We start from the raw sequence: 21,494 nt of genomic DNA on the forward strand, positions 1-21,494 counted from the left end.
AGTCATGCAGATCAAGACCCGCTCAACATTGCCCGCCGGGGCGTTTTTTATTCAGGTGGTCGTCCTGCTGGATTTGGTCGTTCTTGTTTGCGTGCTGACGCTCATGACTTCCCGTGTGGGTATGGCGTACGGGTATGAGGTAAAGGCTCCTTCTTCCCATTTTCTGATGAACATTGTGGGGGATGTGGAGTTTATTTCAGTTACGGCTGGCGACCAGCCCGCTTTTTATATCGGAAACCGCCTGATTGAAGGCGGTCTGCCAGGCGTTTCTTCAGAATTGGACCGGATTTCCCGGGAACACGGGGAGAATGGGAGCCGTATGGGGATTGCCCTGCGTTTGGATTATTCCGTTTCACGGGCCCTGGAACAACAGCTGGTGGATATGGTGCTTGCCAAGGGAATGACGTGTTATATTGCCGCCGAGCCCGCGGATTGATTTTTTCCCTTTTTACCTCATGAAGCTGAATAAAAAGAGCCGGGATAAAATTTTCGACCTTCATTTGGGATTGACGTTTGACTGGAGGGAGACCGGCATGCTGCGCTGGCGCATTTTGATGTGGATGCTTTTTTTTGGCGTTTGCGCTTTTGCCGCCGCCCTTTTTGTTCATGTGGAGATGCCGGAAATCCGTAGCAGGGGGGAGCAGCCGGGGGCCGTGGTGTTGCTGCCTGCGGATCATCCGCGTCTGCACCAGTATGTACTGCGCAATACTCCTCTGCCTGTGAGAGGCCCCGTCTGGGCTGATCCGGTCACGGCCGGCCCGACCGGAGAAATGGGCGTGGCTTTGCCTTCTCCGCGTTCCACGGATACTTCTCTGGCGCTTCTGCCTTCCCTGTCCGTGCCTACTGTGGCGGATCAGGTCTGGCGTATGTGGCAGCATCCGGATTTTCATATACGCGCCATGATGAATCCTTCCTTGGAGGTTTCCGGAGCATGCATTCCCTATTTGTCTTTTTGTTCTCCGGGGCTGGATGGACGGATTGTTATAGCCGGCTCACTGTCCGGTTTTTCCAGAAGTGAAGATCACACGGGGCTGAGGAGTGATTTTTTTGTGGTGGTTGATGTCTGGGGCGTTCCTTCTCAAGTGTTGTTGCTGGAGTCTTCCGGCAGCAATGGCGCGGATGAGTCCGCCATGAGGTTCGCCCGGTCTTTGCGCTGGGTTCCGTCCAGGGAGCCGCGGAGCGGCACCATGTCCATCGAATGGAAGGAGGAAGAACCGTGAGCATGACCCTCCAGGATTTTTTGCTGCGCCTGTTTTTACTGGCCGCCGGCGGTTTTTGCGCTGTGGTGTTTGTTTTCCTGGTTGTGGGATGGGTACGGTCTTTTCTGGAGCGAAGGCGCAAGTTCCAGTGCCGGATATGCGGATTCCGGTTTTATATGGAGGATGGGAATTCCCGTGCAGAATGTCCGCATTGCGGTGCGGCCAATAGAAGGGGCTGAGAAAATTCCGGGCAGGAAAGGGCGCACGGGAAGATTCCGGCGGAACTAGTAAATCCGCAGAGATTCTTCATCAATGGGGAGTGAGTCCATGCCCAGGTCTTCCGCCCCGTGCGTTCCCATTTCTTCCCGAACATAGATGACGTCCACGCGGCTGCTCTTGCCTTCACCGGAACGGTAGCGAATGCGGGGTTCCCTGATGACGACGGTATTGCCTCCCATGGCCGCAGCTTCCCTGGTGAAGTAGTCGATTAGTTCCTTATCTTCCATGGAGACATGGACAATGCGCCCTTCCGGTCCGTTAAAATGCCCCACGTTGGTGTATTCCCCCATGGGGTATTCGTCAATGACCAGAACTTCGTTCTGGGGGATGGGCGCACGCGGGGAACCGGAGGTGACCGGCGTCCACGCATTGGGGCCGGAGGGGGAAGAACAGGCTGTAATCAGGCTTGTAATGAGGCAGAAGGCCGGACTGAAAAAAGGCGCTTTCATGGTTGTCCTGCCGTCAATAATCGGCAGGCGGCACAAAAATGCAACGGTAAACTTCGTTGCCGTTATGAAAGATTTGAACCATGACACGCTCCGGAGTTCTTTTAACGCAATAGGAGTCGTGTTCCTCAGGGATGGGGGGCGCGTAACGGCGCGTGCTGCGGCGCGCAAAGACATGCTGGCGGAAGACTCCCACGACGGCATGATTGCTCATTTTGACAATGGTATGGTAGTCGCTGGTAGGCAGGGTGATGGAAGGAGGAACGTCTTTGGCACTCACGGGAGGAATTATAGATGGCGGCTGAAAACAATGTCGAATCTGAAATGTGGCATGGGATCACGTCTGAAACATCGGCGCGTTAGTCCGTACGCCCCATCATTTCCCTCGTTTCCTGGATAGTGTGCGCCTGGGCCTGCCGCGCACTCATGATAGTTGGTTGTCCAAAGCTTTGTCTCTTGGCTTCAATGTCCCGGTTGACGGTGCGGCCGAGGCTTTTGTCCGCTTCTTTCCAGGAGCGCCCCTGAAAGCCGGATTGCTGTGTGGCGTATTGTTTGGAGGCATCCTGCCAGGAGTGAGTATTTACTCCCCTGGCGTGGGCGATGAAGTCTGGCGTTTCCAGTTTGCCATCCGTGAAGGATTTGATGCCGTCCCATTTCTTTGTTTCAAACCGGGTGGAGGCGCCGTCAAAGTTCTTTTTTTCAAAGGATGCGGTTTCAAAAGCCTTTTTTGCGATTTGAGACGTGTTGCCGCTGTACCGGAGCCCTTCAAAGGAACTTCGTTTCTGGGACACCATCCTGGTATTTCCTTCCTTGTCCGTCTGCTGGCCGAAGCCGCCGGCGAATTTCGCTTCCAGAGCATCCATTAGCTCTGCGTCCGTTTTTTCCGAATCAGGGCGTTGCCGGGGTTGAAAGTTTGTGGCTACCGTGCGTTCTGTGGCGCAGGAGCAAAGCGTTGCTGCGGCAATCAGAAGAAGGTGCTGTATCCGGAACATGCTCACGGTCCCTTATATTCCCGAATGGCGCGCAAATTGCAAACAAAAAGACGCCTCCATTGTTTGATGGAGGCGCCCGGAGTAATCTGTCTGATCCCTGCAGGGATTACTTGGAAGCGGTCAGCTTGGCGACCTGGTCCTTCAATTCCTTGCCAACCTTGAATTTGACAACGGAACGAGCCGGAATCGGCACATCCTGGTCAGGGTTTTTGGGGTTGCGGCCTACTTTGGGCTTCACTTCCTTCACCTGGAAGGTTCCGAAATTGCGAATCACCACACGGTCGCCTTCAGCAAGGGTGCTGGAGATAATGTCCACGGCACGCTGTACGATGTCGAACACTTCAATCTGGGTGAAGTTGGTTTCGGCGCTGATTTTGTTAACGAGGTCTCGTTTTGTTAATGTTTTAGCCATATGAAGTGCAGAATGATATGAATGTATGAGTTTTATAGTTCAGCGTGCATGATTTGTCTCCTAAAAAATCACATAATCCGTGGCATGCTTGATTTTTACGTCCTTAACCGCGCGATGCGGGAATTTTGCTTGACCGGAATGGTTGGGATGCTTCCATTGCTTGCCGCCGGGGTGTTCCGGCTCCGGGAAGGATGATATATGCGAACCACGTTTACAACCATGCTGACTGACGCCCAGGCCGGAAGGCTTGAGTCCATTCTTGAGGAAAAGGGGTTTGAAAGAAGAGAGGTTCCCTACGCGCGTTTTTCCTTTGCCGGGCCTTCCCTGCTGGCGACGGTTTACGAGAAGAAGAACAAGCTTCTTCTGCAGGGGAAGGGAACGGATGATTTTGTAGAGTTTACGCTGGAACCGCAGGTGACCGGAGTTTTGACCCAGCCGGAAGAGATGGAAGAAGGAGGCGGTTTTGTTCCCCACTTCGGGATTGACGAGAGTGGAAAGGGAGATTACTTCGGCCCGCTGGTGGTTGCAGGCGTTTATGTGGACGGGGGCATCGGCGCCGCTTTGCGCAAGCTGGGCGTTTGCGACAGCAAGATGGTAGGGTCTTCATCCAGAATCCGTTTCCTGGCGGAGGGGATTCGCAGGGTGCCAGGCATCCGGTTTCACCTGGTAAGCATTGGTCCGGAACGGTATAACCAGCTTTATCCGGAGTTCGGGAATTTGAACCGTTTTCTGGCCTGGGGGCATGCTACGGTGATTGAGGGGCTGGCTGCCAAGGTGCCGGATTGCCCCATGGCGTTGAGCGACCAGTTCGCCAATCCGTTTGTTCTGAAGAGGGCACTTGCCGCCAAAAAGGTGTCTATCCGGCTGGAACAGCGTGTTCGGGCGGAGAGCGATGTGGCTGTGGCCGCGGCATCCATTCTGGCGCGCGAACGTTTTGTGAACTGGATGGATGCGGCGGGGGAGGGTGCCGGCATGAAGTTGCCGCTGGGCGCTTCCGGCCAAGTGGTGAAGGCCGCGCGCCAGCTGGTGGCCCTGCATGGGGAAGAAATGCTGCCCAAGGTGGCCAAGATGCATTTTAAGACCACGCGGAATGTGTTGAAGTAGGGAATCAGACCGGAGTGGCGCAAGGGGGCGCTTCTTTTTTCCATTTCCCGTCTCCTACGGAAAGGACGGTGATTTTGACTTTGTCCAGTCCGTGGTGTTTCATGTCCAGCCGTTCTGCGGCTTCTTCACTAAGGTCGATGATTCTGTTTTTGATGAAGGGCCCTCTGTCGTTCACGCGGACTTTCACGGTTTTGCCTGTTCGAAGGGATTGAACGAGCACTTCGCACGGGAGGGGAAGGGTGGGATGCGCCGCGTGCAGGTGCCAGGGGCGCACGTTTTCTCCGATAGCCGTTTTTCCGCTGACGAGCCCCCAAAGGGCGCATTCATTGTAATGGGAGGCAATTCCCGTTTGTTCATACGTCAGCGCCTGTTCCACGTTCATGGGATGGTAGCGGTGCCCCCGGATGGTGTAGGGACGGATCATGTAGCCCGGATAATCCCGGCTTTTGGGAGAAGATGAGCAGGATGCCAGCCATAGCAGCCCGGCCAGCACGGACATTCCCCTGATGATACCTGTCTGCATGATTCTATTATATGGACGGGAAGATGGTGAAATGCAAGACGCGGGCGCGTTTTGCCGCCCATGAGAAACTGGATTCCTGAAGTGGCGTGATGTTTGCTGGGGTAAAGGGGGAGTTTTTTCATTGCCGTTCCTATTTTGATTTTGGTTGACTTGGTTGGACCGCTTGCGTAGCGTTGGTACGATTCTGGGAACTTACTACAATAATAGATAACATAATGAGCAGACAGGCATTTTATCCGCATCTCTCAGTGGATTGTGTGTTGATCGGGTTCGATGAAGAAGGTTTGAAAGTTCTTCTGGTGGAGAAGACGCAGTTTGAACCAGGACATACCGGCGCTATTTCCAAGTTGCCCGGCGATTTGATTTATGAGGAGGAAGAACTGGATGCCGCCGCCCGCCGCGTTCTGTTTGACATGACCGGCATGTCTTCCCCTCACTTGGAACAATTCCATACGTTCGGCGCGCCATCGCGCATCAAGAATCCGGAGGACAGGGCATGGGTGGAGGCTGTTTCCGGCCAGAAGATAGGGCGTCTGGTGACGGTGGCCTACATGGCCATGCTCAGAATTTCCACCAAGCTGCGCAGACTGATGGAAAGCCACAAGACCCGCTGGGTGCCTGTAGATGACCTGCCGGAACTGGCGTTTGATCACCGGGATATTATTGACCTGGCGCTGGAGAGAGTGCGTTCTTCCGTGAAGAAGGAGCCTGCGCTGATTTATGACATGCTGCCTGCCAAGTTTACGGCTCTTCAGCTCCGGCGGTTGAATGAGGAGATTCACGGCAAGCCCATGGATGTGCGTAATTTCCACAAAAAAATCGCTTCCCGCCCCTACATTGTGCCGCTGGATGAGAAGGAGGAGGGGGTTCCCCACCGCGCCGCGCGCTATTACCGTTTTGACCGTAAAATTTATAATCGCCTTTATTGCCGGAGCTGACGGCGTCGGGCCGTTCCGGTTTAATTTTTCCGTTTTTCCGGGCCCCGCCCCGCCATGTTTGCGGGGGCGGGGTTCTTCTCGTTTGACAGAGTCCGCTTTGTAACGCATCTTATCCGCACGTTGATTCCCATGATAAATCCGGCCTTTATTCCAGACGATTTTTTCAAGGTGCTGGCGCCTTCTGATATTTTTGGCGCGGATGGTCCTTTTGAGGTTGATTTGGGGTGTGGGGACGGTGGGTTCCTGCTCCAGATGGCGGATCATTATCCGGAGCGCCGTTTTCTGGGGATAGAACGGCTTTTGGGCCGTGTGCGGGGAGTTTGTTCCCGGGCGGCCGTCCGCGGACTGGATAACGTGAAGGTGTTTCGCGTGGAAAGCCGTTATTTTCTGGAATGGATGATGCAGCCCGGCTGGATTTCCCGGCTGCATTATTTATGTCCGGATCCGTGGCCCAAGGAGAGACACCATAAGAACCGGCTGGTGCAGGAGGATTTTCTTCCCGTGCTGCACCAAGCCCTGTCCGATGGCGGGGAGTTTCTGTTCAAGACGGATCATGAAGGGTATTTTCTGTGGGTGCTGGACCATGTGGCGCGCAGCGGGCTGTTTAGCCGCGCCAGTTGGGATGAGGACGAATTTTTTTATCCCCGAACGGATTTCCAGCTTCAATGGGAGGCCATGGGAAAACCGATTTACCGCGCCCGTTTTATCAAATTGCAGAAAGTCTGATTCCGATGCCTTTTATACTTCATCAAAAAGATTCTTCCACGGCTGCGCGCCTGGGTTCGCTTGAGTTGCCGCATGGACGGGTTTCCACCCCCATTTTCATGCCGGTGGGAACGCAGGGTTCCGTAAAAACCATGCATCCGCAGGATTTGGAGACGCTGGGTGCTGAAATTATTCTGGGAAATACCTATCATTTGTCCCTGCGCCCAGGTTCCTCTTTGATTAGGCAAATGGGCGGATTACACAAATTTTCCTCCTGGAACCGCCCTATTTTAACGGATTCCGGCGGGTTCCAGGTCTGGTCCCTTGCCAAGCTCCGTAAGATTACGGAAGAAGGGGTGCGTTTCCAGAACCATTTGGACGGGGCGTACATGATGCTGAGCCCGGAGCGGTCCATGGAGATCCAGGCGGACCTGGGCAGTGATATTGCCATGCTGTTTGACGAGTGCCCCCCTTATCCCTGCGACAGGAAGTACGCGGAGGCTTCCCTGGGTTACACGCTCCGTTGGGCCCGCCGCTGCAAGGCGTGGGTGCAGGAACATCAGCCCCGTTCCGGGGAAGGGCGTCAGCACCATTTCGGCATTGTGCAGGGTTCCGTGTATGCGGATTTAAGAAAGAAGTGCGCGGAAGAACTGGCAGCCATGGATTTTGACGGGTACGCCATCGGCGGCGTTTCCGTGGGAGAGCCGGAGGATGAAATGCTCCGCGCCATTGATCATTCCGCTCCCTGGCTGCCGGAGGAAAAGCCCCGGTACGCCATGGGGCTGGGCACCCCCCCCCAATTGCTGGAGATGATTGCCCGCGGCGTGGATATGTTTGACTGCGTGATGCCTACCCGCCTGGCCCGCCACGGCGTGGCTTTGACTCCGGACGGCCCCATGCATATCAAAAATCAGCGCTGGGCGACGGATTCCCGCCCGATTGATCCGGAGGGGCATCCGCATGTCACGCAATTTTCCCGCGCTTACGTGCGGCATCTGTTTAAAGCCGGTGAAATACTCGCTTTAAGATTGCTTTCTTTTCAGAATCTGGAATTCTATCTCCGGCTGATGGCCCAGGCGCGCGAGGCCATAGCCGCCGGCACGTTCGGTTCCTTCAAGGATTCGTTTATCGCGCGGTATCAAGCAAACGACATTTTATGAATATCTTTATGTTAGCACAGGCTCAGGATGCGGCGGGCGCCGCCGGGCAGGAACCTGCAAATATGTTTCAGCAGATTCTCGCCAGTCCCATGTTCATGTTTGTGATTATCATCGTCCTGTTCTGGGTGATGCTGATCCGTCCCCAGAGAAAGGCTCAGAAGGAGCAGCAGGCGCGCATCGCGGCCCTGCAGCGCGGAGACAAGGTGATTACAAACGCAGGGCTGCACGGTTTTGTGGAGAAGGTGAATGAGCGCACCGTTTCCCTCAAGATTGCGGAAGGCGTGGTGATTGAATTGGAAAAGGACGCGATCGTTCAAGTGGAGAAGTAAGTTTTTCCGCTTTCCGTACGTTTCCTGCATCCGCCCATGTCGCCCGCCGGCAGGGGCGGATGTTTATTTTTGAAACCGTCTTTTCCCGGCGGGGTTAGTAAAAGTGATGATGAGATTGCCCCACATGTTTATTTTGTCATGTTCTGCAGCGCTGGCGTGCGGTCTGTTCCCGTTTGCGGCAGGGCAATCCGTGTTTTCCGGAGACTGCGGGAAAAAGGAGACCGCCCCCGGGTCCGGACTGGAATGCCTTCAGGTGACTTTACTTATCCGCCAAATGGTCTTGGACCGCTATGACAGCACGGGCACGGGAATTTTGTCCGATCAGGATAAGGCCCGGTTAGTGGAGGATGCCTGCGCTGCGCGGCGGGAGGCCAGAAAGGCCTTTCTGAGGCAGTTTGATAAGGATGGGGACGGAAGGCTTTCCCCGGAAGAGTACAGGGCTTTCCGGCGACATGTAGAAAAGCGGAGAGGGGGGCGCAGAGCGGATGCTGGTCCAGACAAGAGAGACGGCATTCCGCTTTCCCCACCCGGTGAGAGGCGGAAAATTCCTCCGCCTCTCCCCCCTGCGGAGGGAATGGAAATGCCTCTGGTGGAAATTCGCACGGTGGGAAAGAAGCGTTTCATGGTTGCTCCCGGATTGTTTCTGCTGACTCGTAATATGTTACTGCATCATTATGACGCCAATGGGAATGGCCGCATTGATCCGGAGGAGCATGCCGTTGTCATGAAAGATGCCGCGGCTCTGTACCAGGTCAAAATGAAGGAGATGATGGAGCTTTACGATTTGGATCAGGATGGTGTGCTCAGCCCGGTGGAGAGAGAGCAGGCCCTGGCGGACAGCCATGAGGACAGCCCTCTGTATTCCATGGAAGAACCGGACGATATTGATTTGTTCATCCGGGCCAATATCAGCGAAGTGCTGCTGAAGGAATCGCCGGTGGATGCCGGGGATGAAAAAGATAAAGGTACGGAGTAATTTATTCTTCATGATGGGGATTCCTCTGGAACCGGAACAGGGCTTTCTTCAATATCTGGAGGTGGAAAAGCAGGCTTCTCCTCATACGGTGGAGGTGTACGCCCGCGCCTTGCGCCAGTTCAGGGTCTGGGCGGCTGATTCATTCCCAGGGTGGGAGAATTGCACGCCGGACCAGATGAGGGACTGGCTTTTCCAGGAGCTGAAGGATGAAGCCGCCACGTCCTCTATCCGGCTGAGGTTTGCCGCCCTGCGCAGTTTTTACCGTTTCATGATGCGGAGGCGCGGGCTGGAGGCGAATCCAATGACGGGCGTTTCCCTTCCCAGGAAAAAGAAAACGCTTCCCGTTTTTCTGACGCTCAACCAGATGTTGGAATTGCTGGAGCTTCCCTACAAGACTGCCGTTCCCTCCAATGCCCCCGCATGGCTTCCCTACCGTGATGCGGCCATATTGGAACTTTTTTATTCCTGCGGGATGCGCCTGAGTGAACTGGTAGGGCTGGATGTCGGCAGTGTGGATCACCGTTTCCGGGGCGTGAAAGTAATGGGGAAGGGGCGCAAGGAGCGCATTCTGCCGGTGGGAACTCCTGCTCTGGCAGCTCTGGAGACTTACGTTGTCATGGCCTGCCTGCCGAAGAATTCCCCCTTGTTTGTTTCCCGTATAGGAACCCGGCTAAGCGCTCGCGCCGTACAGATGATGCTGAATAAATATGTGAAGCTGTCTTCCATTCCTTTTACCATTTCTCCCCATAAGATCAGGCATACATTCGCCACGCACATTCTGGAGGCCGGGGCGGATCTCCGTTCCGTCCAGGAACTGCTGGGCCATGCTTCCCTATCCACTACCCAGATTTACACGCATGTGACGCGTGCCAGAATGGCGGAAGTGTACAGACAGGCGCATCCCAGGGCATAAGGATTGTTTTGTTCCATGAAGGAGGAATTTATTTTCCGCTGGCAGCCCATTCGTTCCTTTTACGGGACGGTATGCCGGAATACCGGATGGAATATTGTCTCTTGTGCTGGAGGCGGGAGGATTCAGCATGCTGTATTCTTTTGACCTCATGGCGGTGGAAAATTTTTCCTGACGCAGAAATGGATGAGAGGCTTTTTTCCCGTAAAAATAACTCTGGTATTGACAATGACTCCATTATATCGCATACATCTGCACCCGCTATGGAAAGCCAAACGCGCACGCATGTGAGTGGCAAGGCGCGCAAGTTTTCCATTAACACCTTTTATTTATAATTGATATGGCAGTAGCAATCAGACTCAACCGTCAGGGTTCCAAGGACCGTCCTTACTACAAAATCGTTGTTGTCGACAGCCGTGCGCGTCGTGACGGCCGTTACATCGAACAAGTGGGTTCTTATGATCCCATGAAGGAAGGCGTCAACTATACCATTAACCTGGAAAAGGTTGACAAATGGCTTGCCAACGGAGCGCAGCCCTCTGAAACGGTGAATTCAATGATCCGTAAAGCCCGTAAGGCTTAAGCCTTTCCCGGTACATTATCATTTTCCTGAAGGCGTTCCTTTGACGGGGATCGCCTTTTGTTGTTTCTTGCGCATAGAGCGGGAAAAAGGGTTTCCTTGGAAGTTCTTGCGTTAAGGCGGATCAGGAAGAGAAAGGTTCCCGCCCACAGAAAAACGGTGCGGCATTATTGCCGTCGGGACCGGAATACTCTGGCGGATTCCAGAATGCCGAATGCGATTTCATGAATGTGGAGATTGGCCGTATCAATGGTCAAGTGCGCCGTTTCCCGGTAAAAATCATGCCGTTCATTCATGAGATGTTTCAGCACGGCTTTGGGATTGGGTTGTTGGAGCAGGGGGCGGTTGGTGCATCTGGAAATACGCTGGTACAGGATATTCACGTCTGTATGGAGCCAGACGACGAAGCCCAGTTTTTTCAGTAGCAGCCGGTTTTCCGGTCTGATAATGATGCCGCCTCCCGTGGAAATAATGCGGCTTTGTACGGCGGCCGTTTGAAGCTGCCGCAGGATTCCGGTTTCCAGGTCCCGAAAATGTGATTCCCCATGAATTTTGAAAATCTGCGGAATGTGCATCCCCGTCTGGCGTTCGATTAACTGGTCCGTATCCGTAAAACTAAGGTGCGTTTCCCGGTGCAGTTCCTTTCCTATGGTTGTTTTGCCGCATCCCATCAGCCCGATCAGGATGATGTTTGGCAAGGATGTTGACGCGGCCCCATTCACGGCTTGATTGTACTCAATCCGGAGGCGTGAGAAAACAACTTTTTAGCGGAATGGCCTTTTCTCACGTCAGCTTTCATTCGAGGGAAGTCCGTAAAGGTAGAGCGGAGGAAAGGCAGTTGGAAAAAGAGAGGAGAAGGATGGTGCCGCGGGGCGTGCTCTTATTCATTTGTCTGTTTTCTCCCTTCCGGGAAAGGAGGTCTTGCTTGACGCAGGAGCTTCTTCAGGCAAGGATAAAGCCATGCAAACCGAATTGTTCGAGGTAGATCCCCTGTCAGACAACCGCAAACTGTATGCCCGTGCGGCGGAAGCTCTGGGTGCGGGAGCGCTGGTGGGGATTCCCACGGAGACTGTATACGGCCTGGGAGCGGATGCCTTGAACCCGGAAGCGGTGGCAAGGATTTTTGAAGCCAAGGGAAGGCCTTCTTTTGATCCGTTGATTATTCATGTGCATCATGGGAGTGAGGTGGAAAAATATACCGCCGTTCCGGAGGGGCTGAAAGATCTGGTGCATACGCTTGCTTCCAGATTCTGGCCGGGGCCGCTGACCCTGGTGTTGCCAAAGGCGGATATCATTCCGGATATTGTAACCAGCGGCCTTCCTACGGTGGCCGTTCGCGTAAGCGCTCATCCTGCCATGCGGGGGGTGGCGAAAGCGCTGGGGCGTCCTATAGCTGCGCCCAGCGCTAACCGCTTCGGCCATATCAGCCCTACTTCCGCTTCTGCCGTGCAGAAGGAATTGGGGGGCAGTATTGAAATGATTCTGGACGCCGGAGCCTGTTCCGAGGGGCTGGAAAGCACGATTGTGCGCCCTATGCTTGACGAGAAGGGCAAGCCTTTCCTGGAATTGCTGCGTGAGGGGCCGGTGACCCGGGAACAATTCCGCAATCTGGTCAAGGTAGTGCGCCGCAAGCCTTCCTGCCGCCCTGTTTCAGAAACATCTCCGGCAGATGCTCCGGGACAGCTCACCAGCCATTATGCCCCGCGTAAACCTATGCTGTTGCTGGAACCGGGGAGGGATTTCGCTCCGGCGGAGGGTGTGAGGTATGGCTTGCTTTCTTATGAAGGAACGTCCGATCTTGCCCGGGAAGGGAATTGGGCGGAAGTGGTAGCCATGAGTCCCGGCAGCGGGCGGCTGGCAGAAGCTGCCGTCCGCCTGTTTGCCCTGATGAGGCAGATGGATGAAAATGAAGCTATTGACGTCATTGTGGCGGAATCCGTCCCGGAATCCGGCCTGGGCCGCGCTATTATGGATCGTCTGCGACGCGCTTCGGCCGTCAGAGAATAACTTGCCCACGGTTTGCAAAACATGTTAAAGTTATTGCAGATTCTTTTTTAATCTTATGGCCGCTACGTTATTTGAAAAAATCTGTTCCGGGGAAATTCCCGCGGACATTGTGTATCAGGATGAGCAGTGTGTTTGTTTCCGGGACATTAGTCCACAAGCGCCGGAACATTTGCTGCTGGTTCCGCGCAAGCCCATTCCCCGCCTTTCCGAGGCCGGGGAGGAAGATGCCGCCCTTTTGGGGCACATGATGCTGGCGGTCGGGCGGATTGCCCGGACTCTTCATCTGGATGAAGGAGGATTCCGCCTGGTTATCAACAACGGGCATGACGCCGGGGAAGCTGTTCCCCATTTGCACATGCATCTGCTGGCAGGCCGCAAGCTGGAATGGCCTCCCGGTTAGGCCGGAGCGAATTTAGGAATTGCCTGAAAGGGGAATAGGTGTGTCATTTCCCATGAATGGTGCCGCCCTGCCTGCTTGCCAGGCATCAGGTATGCCTGTAAAATATATTCATGAAAAGATTGCTGGTAGAACTGGAGAACTTGCCGGAGGCCGGGAAAAAATACAGCGGCGAGCTGGATTCTGAAATTTTCGGCATTGATGATGAAGAGGTTACTTCCATTGGGCCTCTTGCTTTTGATTTGCATGTACAGAGATTTGAAAACGAATTGTTTATAAGAGGCAACATTTCCGCCCCCTTCAAATTCCGCTGCGTGCGTTGCCTGGGCTACTTTGACTACGTGGTGGAAGTTTGTGATTTCGCCGCTTCTTTCCAGATTGATTCACAGAATGTTGTGGATGTTTCAGATTCCCTGAGGGAGGAAATAGTTCTGGATTTTCCGGCATACCCGAAGTGTGCTGACGGAGGCATGGAAAACGACTGTATGGCGAAAACTCCGTATTTTGGAGTGGACAAAGAGGGGGGAACGGGTGTAAACAGTTCTGCCCCGATCAGGAATAGCGGCGTGTGGGACGCCCTCAATGAACTGGGAGATCATCATTAATCACCTTTTTACCAACTAAAATTATGGCAGCACCTAAGCGCAGAACGTCCAAGATGAAGCAGCGTACCCGCCTTGCCGCGCAGGCATGGCGCGCGCCGAAGCTCCGCAAATGCCAGAATTGCGGCAGCAGCACCCCCGGTCATACCGCCTGCCCCAATTGCGGTACGTACAAGACCCGTTCCGGCAAGGAAATCGTGGTGAAGGCGGAAGCGTAAGTTCCGCGGGCGCCGCATTTGCCTTGAAAATTATCGCCGTATTGCGGCGCCATCATATAGACTTTCCAGCCGCTTTTGCTTCGCAAAGCGGCTGAACTTGCTTGAAGCGGGCTGTTTTTTCTGCTAACACATTTCTTCAACAAATAATATGAAGATTGCACTGGATGTGATGGGCGGCGACAATGCGCCCGATATTAATGTGGACGGGGCGAAGCGGGCCCTTCGGGATTTCCCTCTCATTGAAAAGATCTACCTTGTGGGAAGGGAAGAAACGGTGCGCAGCTCTTGTGACCGCTGGGGACTTTCCGGTCCGCGCGTGGAGATTGTTCCGGCTGCGGAAGTTGTGGAAATGAACGAGTCCGGATTGCTGGCGGTGAGAAAGAAAAAAAATTCGTCCATGTCCATTTCCGTGGATCTGGTCAAATCCGGAGATGCGGATGCCGTGGTCAGCGCGGGCAACACGGGGGCGGCTGTAGCGGCTGCCACCGTCAAACTGAGGTTGCTTGAGGGTGTGGAGCGTGCGGGCATTGTGACCCAGCTTCCAAATGAATTCGGAGTCTGCAATGTGACTGATACCGGAGCCAACCCGGATGCCAAGCCCCGGCATCTGGTAGGATATGCCGTGATGGCCAGCATTCTGGCGCGTTCCGTTTACTGCAAACAGATGCCTAAAGTGGGAGTTATGAGCAATGGCTCTGAAGATGAAAAGGGAACAGATTTTACCAAAGGAACTTTTTGTCTGTTGAAGCATTTGGAGGAGCGCGGTGCGCTCCCTTTTAAATTTGTAGGCAATGTGGAAGGCCACGATCTTTTTGAACATGAAATAGATGTGGCTCTGACAGATGGTTTTACCGGAAATGTCCTGCTGAAAACATGCGAGGCCACCGCCAAGGCTTTCAGCAAATGGCTGAAAGAGGAACTTAAGGCAAACCCGTTCCGCATGGTTGGAGCTGCTTGCGCCTCCGGAGCATTCCGCGCCATGAAAGCACGCCTTTCTGCGGACTCCGTAGGGGGAAGCCCTCTTTTGGGCGTTAAGGGCGTGACCATCATAGCGCATGGCAGTTCTACCCCCGTAGCCATCCGCAATGCTCTGAGAGTTTCCATGGAAATGGTCCAGCAGGGTGTCAATCCCCTCATAGAAGAGGAGATGGCCCGGCTGGGCACTATTCCGGAGGTTGCCGAAGTGTACCCCAAATAATCATCATGTTTCAGTTTCTGAAAAAGCATGCCGCCGCCGCGGCAAAAGAAGGAGCTCCCCCGGAAGGCGCTGCTTCCGTGTCCCGTTCTGCTGGTGATCGTTTGGACTCCAGCTTGGCGGTATCCGTCGGGTTGTGCGTGCTGGTTTTTATCGTGCTTCAATGGATGGGCAGTTACAGCCCCCATTGGGGAAAATCCATATGGCATCATGTGTCGGAAGCTTTTCTGCTTTTTTCCGTGACGCTGGCGCTGATGCCTATGTACTGGTTATGCGCCGGTTCCCTGCGCAGAAAAAATAAAACCTTTGTTGTCACATGGGGGGCGGTTCTGGTTCAGCTCCTGTTTTTTGGCTTCATCCGGCATGTAACGGCTGACATTACTTCCGACATAGGCAATGAGCTTTTGTACATTCCCTATATGATGGCTCCGTTGATTGTCACGGTGTTGCTGGGGCCTCTTCTGGGTATGTTTGCCACTATTTCCATCTGCATGCTTGGCGGATTTTTCATTCTGCCGGAGCAATATGCTCCGGAAAAGCAGGTCCAGTTCTGGATTCTGAGCTCTCTCTCCGGCATGCTTACCGTGTTGCTTACCCATAACCTGCGGAATCGCGCCCAGTTGCTGCGGGCGGGATTCTTTGTGGGGCTGCTTGTCATGGTACTGTGTTGCATCATGGGGGTCATCAATCTCCAGGCATGGGATTACAACCTCACTGGAGTTCTGGTTTGCCTGGCTGTGGCTTTTGGCGTAAGCATGCTGACCAGCGTGCTGATCAGCGGCGTCCTGCCTATCATAGAAGGAGCTTTTAAAATCATTACGCCTATTTCCTGGCTGGAAATGGCGGATATGAACCGCCCTCTCATGAAAAGGCTGCAAATGGAAGCTCCGGGAACCTTTCATCATTGTCTGATGGTTGCCCAGCTGGCGGAGGCAGCGGCGGAAGCCATTGGGGCCAATCCCATTGAATGCCGGGTGGAGGCTTATTACCATGACATTGGCAAAATGCAAAACCCCCTTTATTTTATTGAAAATATCATGGACGGCCCCAATCCCCATGATGAGCTGACGCCCAGCATGAGCGCCCGTATCATCATCGACCACGTTCAGGACGGGGTGGCATTGGCCAGGGAGAACAACCTTCCGCGTCCTTTGGTGGACGTCATAGAGCAGCATCACGGCACCTCACTGGCTTACTTCTTTTACCGGAAAGCCCTTCAATACCGGGACGATATCCTGAGCCGCGTGGAAAGCGGCCTGGCTTCTCCGGATGACGTTCCGGAAGTAGTGGAATCCAACTTCCGTTACAAGGGGCCCAACCCGCAGAGCAAGGAAACAGGAATCGTCAGCCTGGCGGACATCGTGGAAAGCGCCACGCGCTCCATGGGTAAAATTTCCTGTGAGGAAATGCAGAAAAGGGTGGATGAACTTTTGAAGCAACGGGTGGTGGACGGCCATTTGGATGATAGCGGTCTTACCTTCGGAGATCTCAAGAAGATCCGCAACAGTTTCATTAAGACGCTGAAAAGCATTCACCACAACCGCATTGCCTATCCTTCCCACAATCCGGAGGCAAAGATTGAAAAAAATGTTCTTCCTGATGTGTCCGTCAGGGAACAGGAAGAGAAAGCGGTGAAAAAGGAAAGTGAGGGCAAAGCCGTTCCGGAAATCATGGAGTTGCCCGATGCCGAAACCCTTCAAGAGGGAAAATCCACGGAAGCGGAGATGGAGAACGGCGCGGTTACGGAGAAAAATGAAACCGAATCTTGAACTCTACAATCATCTGGAGGAGGGGAGGCTCAATTCATCCGTTATGGATGCCCTGATTGGCGCCTTGGAAAGTTGCCTTCCCTCTGTGTTGGCGTTGCCTGAAGGTCCTGTCCCCGTACTTTCCGGATTGGATGAAGTAGAAATCAGCGTGGTTTCCGATGAAGTCATCCAGGATGTGCATGCCCGTTTTTTGAATGATCCGACGGCGACGGATGTTATTACTTTTCCGCATGGAGACGGAATAGGAGAGATCATCGTCAGCTTTGATACCGCTATCCGGCAGGCTTCGGAATTCGGAGAACCTGTTTTTAGAGAACTTTTCCGGTACATGGTGCATGGTCTTCTGCATCTGCACGGGTATATAGATACGGAACCGGAGGAACGGGAGCGCATGTTTTCCTGTCAGGAGCCTCTGGTGCGGAAGTTTGGAGCGGCCCTGGCGAATTTATCTTTTACGCATGACCGCAGCTCCGGTGTTTAAAGCGCGCTTTTCAAAGATCCGGACTTGCCAAGTCGAGATGAACTCTGTTACTCTTTTGCCACATCATGCGTCCATAGCTCAGTTGGATAGAGCAACTGCCTTCTAAGCAGTGGGTCACTGGTTCGAATCCAGTTGGACGTGCCATTTTTTCAAACCCCGTATTCTTCTCAGGAATACGGGGTTTTTCATGTGATAAAGGCCTTTTTCCGTCAAAAGCGGGCTATCTTAAAAATAGAGAGGCAAGGCAAGCATGATTTGGTAAACAAGCTGAATAGAGGCATTATTTCGCATGGTTCGGCCTGTTTTTATGAAAAGTAATAGCGGTTGGTTTGCAAAACCGGGAGAATGGAGGAATGTGGCTGAAGATTTTTTCTCTGTATTGAGAGAAGGGGAATAGTCTGTGGCTGTTGTGACGAAAATGACAGAAAATGAAAGGGTTGAATGAAAAATAATGGGGCGGATGGGTAGAGAGTCTTCAATGCTTTTGAAGAGCACTGGCATGGACATGCAAACAGTGTATTTTTATGAATGATACCGAGAAAATTTGGAATTTTGAATATTTTTATTTTATCCGGCGGTGGGGAATGTCTCCGGTATTGGTAATAGGGGAGTATGGATGCATCTTTGCATATTCATCCTGAGTGAGTACATTGACGCATAACTCCAGGATTTTATGCATGCCGTACATGGGAAGATCGATGTCCGGATGCAGTTTCTGGAACTTGTGAACAATTTCCATTTCCGTTTCCGGAAAATTCACGGGAATGGTATTGGGAAGTTGAATTTTCCACGATTCGCCTTCGTTTATCAGCTTATCAATAAAAAGATATTGGGTAACAGGAATGTTGCCGCGTGCGGTAAACCAGGTGTGTACAGTGCGGACGGAAACGCGGCATTGTCCCGCAAGCCATTGGCGGGTTTTGCCGTGAGCACGGAGCCATTCCTTGATTCTGATTTTTTTCGGGTCACATTCTTCCGTATGGGAAAGTGGATTCTGCTCTGAATCGGAAATCAGGCCTGGAATGATGCGGGAAAGCGCTTTTTTGGTATGAGCTGATATTTTACGAACGCTCATTTGTGCATAAAAAGTTTGCGGCCGGATACCTATCTCTTCCGCCAATTGGTAGGACTTGCGGTTTTGGCTTTGCAGCCACTCTTTCACCTGAATGCGTATATCGTCGTCAGACATGAATTTGTGCAGATTTGTAACGAAAGAAAAGATAGGGAGGAGGCGGTAACGATACTATGTTCTCTTTCTCTGGAATTGATCCGGGATATGGGATTCTCTTTTTCAGCTTCTGCTTTTGATGCTGGAAAGAGCATCCAGTGCTTCACTTGCCCATTCCGGAACGGTCAGACCACGGCGTTCAGCTTCATTCCTGAATTTTTCATACTTTTGAGGAGTAACGGGAACGTGGATGCTGTTCGGATTTTTTGTTTGAACCAGGTGTGCCTGTTTGGCGTACTCTTCTTTCATAATTCTAATGATCAGGCGTTGTCTGGCACGGGGAATTGGAACAGTGGAAAGCCATTTATCGACCTGACTCTTGCTGACGCCGCAAAGGTCGGCAAATTCGTCCCGGGTCATTTTCGTAAGAGCTAAAAACTTTCTGATACTGGACTTCATTTCATCCATGCGCGCATTTTTCGCATTCAGAAAAATCTGGCAAGCCATTTCTGGTATATTTTCTATTTTAGAAAATAATATTGTCTTTGCGTATCCAAAAAGGTAAATCATTTTTCCTAAATCCAATGAAATTCAAAAAAGTGTGGATGTTGATCATGTTTGTTTTCTTCTTCCATATGAAGAAGATCATGATTAATATTTCTTCTTTTTCGGGGCATTTTGACTTCTGTCCTGATGGAAAGAACACGGTAACGGGCCTTCCTTCTTTTCTTTCTTTTTTCTATTGGCTTGACGAAGAAGGTTACGATAGTACCGTGTCACCATGTTAAATTCCTCTTTATTGGTTTTGGGGTGTTCCGTGTTTCTTGCGGCGGCTGCCGGAATGCCATTGCTGGCAGCTTCTTCTGAAAAAAAGGAAAACAAAACGGTTGCTTCGGAGGGCGCCCTCCCATCACTTGCTCTGGATGGTTTGCCGGATGTATGGATACAGGGAACTCCGGTAAAGGAATGGGAAAAGGACAAAGTGTATATTTTTGAATTTTGGGCTACCTGGTGTGGACCGTGCTTGGCTGCTATGCCCCATATGGAACAATTGCATCAGGCATTTAAAAATAATCCTCATATGCAGATTATCGGAGTTAATGTCATGGACAGGAAATCTCCGGAATCTCTGAAAGAATTTTTAAAAAACCGTCCATCCCCCCTGACTTATGCCATGGCCGTGGATGTGGATGGGAAAAAGACCAGGGAGAAATGGCTGTCCCCAATGGGGGTGAACGGCATCCCCCATGCTTTTGCCGTTAAAAACGGCAAGCTTATTTGGAGAGGACATCCCGGAAGACTTTCTGAAGAAATGATGCGGGCCATGTTGAAACCTGATTTTTCTGCAACATCTCTTCCAGAGGATAACCCCAGAGCGAACGCCCGTGCATGGAAGCTCTATCGTCAGGTTTCTGAGAGAGCGGGAGAACTTGCCCGGAAGGCGGGGAAGGCGGAAGCACAAGCCTTTTTAAGGCAAATTCAGGATTCGGGACAGTTCCAGCAGGATCAGATTATTCAACTGAAAATGGTGCCATTCAGCGTCTTGGCGGAATTGGAAAAATTCCAGGAAGCACAGGCCGTACTGGATGAACTGTGCAAAGAGTATCCGGACAATTACCGTGTACAGATTAATGTGGCGGAAACGCTTCTAAATGGAAAATCCGTGCCTGCCGGGAAAATGGATGCCACCCTGGTGGAAAGATGCCTGAACCGTTGTATTGAAATCTCCAGAAAGAATAACAAGGAAGCTTCCTTGCCTTGGAAACTGATGGCGGAACTTAGGGAAAGGCAGGGAAACATGGGCGAGGCGTTGCTGGATATGGAAAAGGCGCTGTCCTTAACGTCCATCAGCAAAGCCTGGACGAAACTGCAGCAGCTTTCGGGCAATAAGGAAGCCTTTCAGAATATTGTGAATCAGGCGATTGCTGAAATAAGGCCAGAGCCTCCGAGGAAGATGCAGGAAATGGGCGTTGTGCAGGAAGACAAACAGTACACTCCTCTTTTCAGTAAGTTGAAATGGTTCAATCATCCCGGTCTGACAGGACTTCCTGCCGGCAAGACCGTATTCATCAGCTTCTGGAGAGGTCACAATATACTTGGAGAAACAGCTCCAGGAAGAACGCTTGATGTTGTTCTTAAAAAACACGGGCTTTTAGATCATCCGGGAGTAAAGGCCGTGGTGTTGGGAGTCAATCCGTCAGCGGAGAAACAGATGCAGGATTATTTGTCCGGGCCGGAAGGATGGACTCCTTATCCTGTCGGTATTCCATCGGATCGTTCGGTTATTGAATTCTGTGATTTGCTCAAACTTGATTCATTCCCCGCCGCTGCCGTCGTTCGTGACGGAACATTGTTGTGGTCCGGAGAAATTAAAAGGATGCCCGAATGGGTGGCGGAAACTGCCAGATTGGACTCTTTTGACAAAAACAGATTTGCGGATGAGGCTGCGAAGCGGAAGGCCCGCCAGCAGGCCATGTATGCTGTCATAAAAAAATCCTTTGAATTGAGGCGGGAAAAGAAATTTGATGAATACCAAAAGTTGATTGAGGAAAATGCCGAACAGTTTTCCGATGATGGATGGTTTGCGTCTACAGTAGCGGAGGTTCAGGCAGGAAAGGCTTGGAAGGAGAAGAATTACCAGAAAATGGTTGAGATTTTTGACAACGTCTTGGAGCGCTTTCCTCGGGAAGATTCGCTTGCCTCCTATATCCTGAAGATCCTTAATGGTTCGGAGGAAATGCGCAAATACAGTTATAAGGCGGCTCGCCATGCTCTCCAGATTATGAGGGATTTTAATACGAGGGATGATGGCGGATACAATGCCGCCTGCTATGAGGTGATGATGAATATGGCAATGGAGGAAAAAGATTACGCCCAGGCGAGGAAAGATGCTGTAAACGCCCTTCGGGAATTGCCTTTGGTTCATCAATACGCAGCCATGAAGAAAAAATAGAGAGAAACTTAGGATTTCTGAAGCATTTAGGCCTCTTTCGTGATGAAAGAGGCTTTTTTTTTAGAAAAAAATGAAAACGTAATATGTTGATAATGAAATATTTTTTATGAGTTTGAAATTTTTTCTCGAAAAAACATCTCGAAAAAAATTG

27 protein-coding genes, 1 tRNA gene and 1 pseudogene are annotated in these 21,494 nt (G+C 52.2%); 20 read left to right on the plus strand and 9 right to left on the minus strand.

Features of this window, described 5'->3' with window-relative positions:
• The first annotated feature begins 4 nt into the window (after positions 1-4).
• Both B3075_RS04320 and B3075_RS04325 read left to right on the plus strand, forming a co-directional pair.
• Positions 5-436 carry a hypothetical protein gene (locus B3075_RS04320; RefSeq protein WP_290488430.1) on the plus strand — a complete coding sequence of 144 codons (432 nt, stop codon included), beginning with the start codon at positions 5-7 and terminating at the stop codon, positions 434-436.
• A 19-nt stretch (positions 437-455) separates the two neighbouring features.
• On the plus strand, positions 456-1,220 hold the full coding sequence (locus B3075_RS04325; protein WP_290488429.1) for an energy transducer TonB: 765 nt from the start codon (positions 456-458) through the stop codon (positions 1,218-1,220).
• A gap of 263 nt (positions 1,221-1,483) precedes the next feature.
• Here B3075_RS04325 and B3075_RS04330 read toward each other — a convergent pair whose 3' ends face one another.
• From B3075_RS04330 to B3075_RS04345, 4 genes are all read right to left on the minus strand, one after another.
• Positions 1,484-1,927, minus strand: coding sequence for a hypothetical protein (locus B3075_RS04330; protein WP_094137499.1), 444 nt, complete (start codon positions 1,925-1,927; stop codon positions 1,484-1,486).
• A gap of 13 nt (positions 1,928-1,940) precedes the next feature.
• Positions 1,941-2,204 carry a hypothetical protein gene (locus B3075_RS04335; protein ID WP_094137500.1) on the minus strand — a complete coding sequence of 88 codons (264 nt, stop codon included), beginning with the start codon at positions 2,202-2,204 and terminating at the stop codon, positions 1,941-1,943.
• A gap of 79 nt (positions 2,205-2,283) precedes the next feature.
• On the minus strand, positions 2,284-2,916 hold the full coding sequence (locus tag B3075_RS04340) for a hypothetical protein (protein WP_290488428.1): 633 nt from the start codon (positions 2,914-2,916) through the stop codon (positions 2,284-2,286).
• Positions 2,917-3,022: 106 nt separating this feature from the next.
• Positions 3,023-3,364, minus strand: coding sequence for an HU family DNA-binding protein (locus B3075_RS04345; RefSeq protein WP_306419612.1), 342 nt, complete (start codon positions 3,362-3,364; stop codon positions 3,023-3,025).
• Between the two features lie 183 nt (positions 3,365-3,547).
• Between B3075_RS04345 and rnhC the strand changes: the two genes are divergently transcribed.
• On the plus strand, positions 3,548-4,432 hold the full coding sequence (gene rnhC, locus B3075_RS04350) for a ribonuclease HIII (protein ID WP_290488427.1): 885 nt from the start codon (positions 3,548-3,550) through the stop codon (positions 4,430-4,432).
• Between the two features lie 4 nt (positions 4,433-4,436).
• Here rnhC and B3075_RS04355 read toward each other — a convergent pair whose 3' ends face one another.
• Positions 4,437-4,955: a septal ring lytic transglycosylase RlpA family protein gene (locus tag B3075_RS04355; RefSeq protein ID WP_094137503.1), complete on the minus strand. Its 519-nt coding sequence runs from the start codon at positions 4,953-4,955 to the stop codon at positions 4,437-4,439.
• Positions 4,956-5,170: 215 nt separating this feature from the next.
• On the opposite strand from B3075_RS04355, the gene B3075_RS04360 reads away from it, so the two are divergent.
• The 8 genes and pseudogenes from B3075_RS04360 (at position 5,171) to rpsP (ending at position 10,556) form a co-directional block, all read left to right on the plus strand.
• A complete protein-coding gene (locus B3075_RS04360) occupies positions 5,171-5,893 on the plus strand; it encodes an NUDIX hydrolase (protein WP_290488426.1) in 723 nt (240 codons plus the stop codon).
• A 129-nt stretch (positions 5,894-6,022) separates the two neighbouring features.
• Complete coding sequence (gene trmB / locus B3075_RS04365) at positions 6,023-6,619, plus strand: tRNA (guanosine(46)-N7)-methyltransferase TrmB (RefSeq protein ID WP_290488425.1); 597 nt, start codon at positions 6,023-6,025, stop codon at positions 6,617-6,619.
• Between the two features lie 5 nt (positions 6,620-6,624).
• Positions 6,625-7,758 (plus strand): tRNA guanosine(34) transglycosylase Tgt, encoded by a 1,134-nt coding sequence (tgt, locus tag B3075_RS04370; protein WP_290488423.1) that lies wholly within the window; start codon positions 6,625-6,627, stop codon positions 7,756-7,758.
• An 8-nt stretch (positions 7,759-7,766) separates the two neighbouring features.
• Positions 7,767-8,087: a preprotein translocase subunit YajC gene (yajC, locus tag B3075_RS04375; protein ID WP_290488421.1), complete on the plus strand. Its 321-nt coding sequence runs from the start codon at positions 7,767-7,769 to the stop codon at positions 8,085-8,087.
• Positions 8,088-8,361: 274 nt separating this feature from the next.
• A pseudogene (locus B3075_RS10420) lies at positions 8,362-8,526 on the plus strand (hypothetical protein); the annotation flags it as partial.
• 219 nt (positions 8,527-8,745) lie between these two features.
• A complete protein-coding gene (locus B3075_RS04380) occupies positions 8,746-9,063 on the plus strand; it encodes a hypothetical protein (protein ID WP_290492027.1) in 318 nt (105 codons plus the stop codon).
• A gap of 10 nt (positions 9,064-9,073) precedes the next feature.
• Complete coding sequence (locus B3075_RS04385) at positions 9,074-9,976, plus strand: tyrosine recombinase XerC (RefSeq protein WP_290488419.1); 903 nt, start codon at positions 9,074-9,076, stop codon at positions 9,974-9,976.
• A 337-nt stretch (positions 9,977-10,313) separates the two neighbouring features.
• Entirely contained in the window at positions 10,314-10,556 is a 243-nt protein-coding gene (gene rpsP / locus B3075_RS04390) for a 30S ribosomal protein S16 (RefSeq protein WP_012419329.1), read from the plus strand.
• Positions 10,557-10,720: 164 nt separating this feature from the next.
• Here rpsP and B3075_RS04395 read toward each other — a convergent pair whose 3' ends face one another.
• Positions 10,721-11,251: a shikimate kinase gene (locus B3075_RS04395; RefSeq protein ID WP_290488418.1), complete on the minus strand. Its 531-nt coding sequence runs from the start codon at positions 11,249-11,251 to the stop codon at positions 10,721-10,723.
• 262 nt (positions 11,252-11,513) lie between these two features.
• Here B3075_RS04395 and B3075_RS04400 point away from each other — a divergent pair, with 262 nt between their 5' ends.
• From B3075_RS04400 to B3075_RS04435, 8 genes are all read left to right on the plus strand, one after another.
• The gene (locus tag B3075_RS04400) at positions 11,514-12,560 is read left to right on the plus strand and encodes an L-threonylcarbamoyladenylate synthase (protein WP_290488417.1); all 1,047 of its coding nucleotides are present in this window, start codon (positions 11,514-11,516) and stop codon (positions 12,558-12,560) included.
• A 55-nt stretch (positions 12,561-12,615) separates the two neighbouring features.
• Positions 12,616-12,960 (plus strand): histidine triad nucleotide-binding protein, encoded by a 345-nt coding sequence (locus B3075_RS04405; protein ID WP_290488416.1) that lies wholly within the window; start codon positions 12,616-12,618, stop codon positions 12,958-12,960.
• A 110-nt stretch (positions 12,961-13,070) separates the two neighbouring features.
• A complete protein-coding gene (locus tag B3075_RS04410) occupies positions 13,071-13,562 on the plus strand; it encodes a YceD family protein (RefSeq protein ID WP_143245752.1) in 492 nt (163 codons plus the stop codon).
• 23 nt (positions 13,563-13,585) lie between these two features.
• Positions 13,586-13,777, plus strand: a complete 192-nt coding sequence (rpmF, locus tag B3075_RS04415; RefSeq protein ID WP_094137512.1) for a 50S ribosomal protein L32 — start codon at positions 13,586-13,588, stop codon at positions 13,775-13,777.
• Between the two features lie 148 nt (positions 13,778-13,925).
• A complete protein-coding gene (gene plsX / locus B3075_RS04420; protein WP_094137513.1) occupies positions 13,926-14,975 on the plus strand; it encodes a phosphate acyltransferase PlsX in 1,050 nt (349 codons plus the stop codon).
• Positions 14,976-14,980: 5 nt separating this feature from the next.
• A complete protein-coding gene (locus B3075_RS04425; protein WP_290488414.1) occupies positions 14,981-16,741 on the plus strand; it encodes an HD family phosphohydrolase in 1,761 nt (586 codons plus the stop codon).
• Positions 16,725-17,222, plus strand: coding sequence for an rRNA maturation RNase YbeY (gene ybeY / locus B3075_RS04430; RefSeq protein WP_290488412.1), 498 nt, complete (start codon positions 16,725-16,727; stop codon positions 17,220-17,222). The genes B3075_RS04425 and ybeY overlap by 17 nt, the downstream gene beginning before the upstream one ends.
• A gap of 67 nt (positions 17,223-17,289) precedes the next feature.
• Positions 17,290-17,366 (plus strand) — tRNA-Arg (locus tag B3075_RS04435).
• 81 nt (positions 17,367-17,447) lie between these two features.
• On the opposite strand, the gene B3075_RS04440 is transcribed toward B3075_RS04435, so the two are convergent.
• From B3075_RS04440 to B3075_RS04450, 3 genes are all read right to left on the minus strand, one after another.
• Positions 17,448-17,723: a hypothetical protein gene (locus B3075_RS04440; protein WP_290488411.1), complete on the minus strand. Its 276-nt coding sequence runs from the start codon at positions 17,721-17,723 to the stop codon at positions 17,448-17,450.
• Positions 17,724-17,784: 61 nt separating this feature from the next.
• Positions 17,785-18,384, minus strand: coding sequence for a hypothetical protein (locus B3075_RS04445; protein ID WP_290492028.1), 600 nt, complete (start codon positions 18,382-18,384; stop codon positions 17,785-17,787).
• A gap of 129 nt (positions 18,385-18,513) precedes the next feature.
• Positions 18,514-18,960, minus strand: coding sequence for a hypothetical protein (locus B3075_RS04450; protein ID WP_290488409.1), 447 nt, complete (start codon positions 18,958-18,960; stop codon positions 18,514-18,516).
• 211 nt (positions 18,961-19,171) lie between these two features.
• Between B3075_RS04450 and B3075_RS04455 the strand changes: the two genes are divergently transcribed.
• Positions 19,172-21,343 (plus strand): redoxin domain-containing protein, encoded by a 2,172-nt coding sequence (locus B3075_RS04455; protein WP_290488408.1) that lies wholly within the window; start codon positions 19,172-19,174, stop codon positions 21,341-21,343.
• Positions 21,344-21,494 lie beyond the last annotated feature (151 nt).

Origin of the sequence: Akkermansia sp. UBA7090, assembly GCF_002493465.1 — a bacterium.
Classification (GTDB): Bacteria; Verrucomicrobiota; Verrucomicrobiia; order Verrucomicrobiales; family Akkermansiaceae; genus Akkermansia; species Akkermansia muciniphila_A.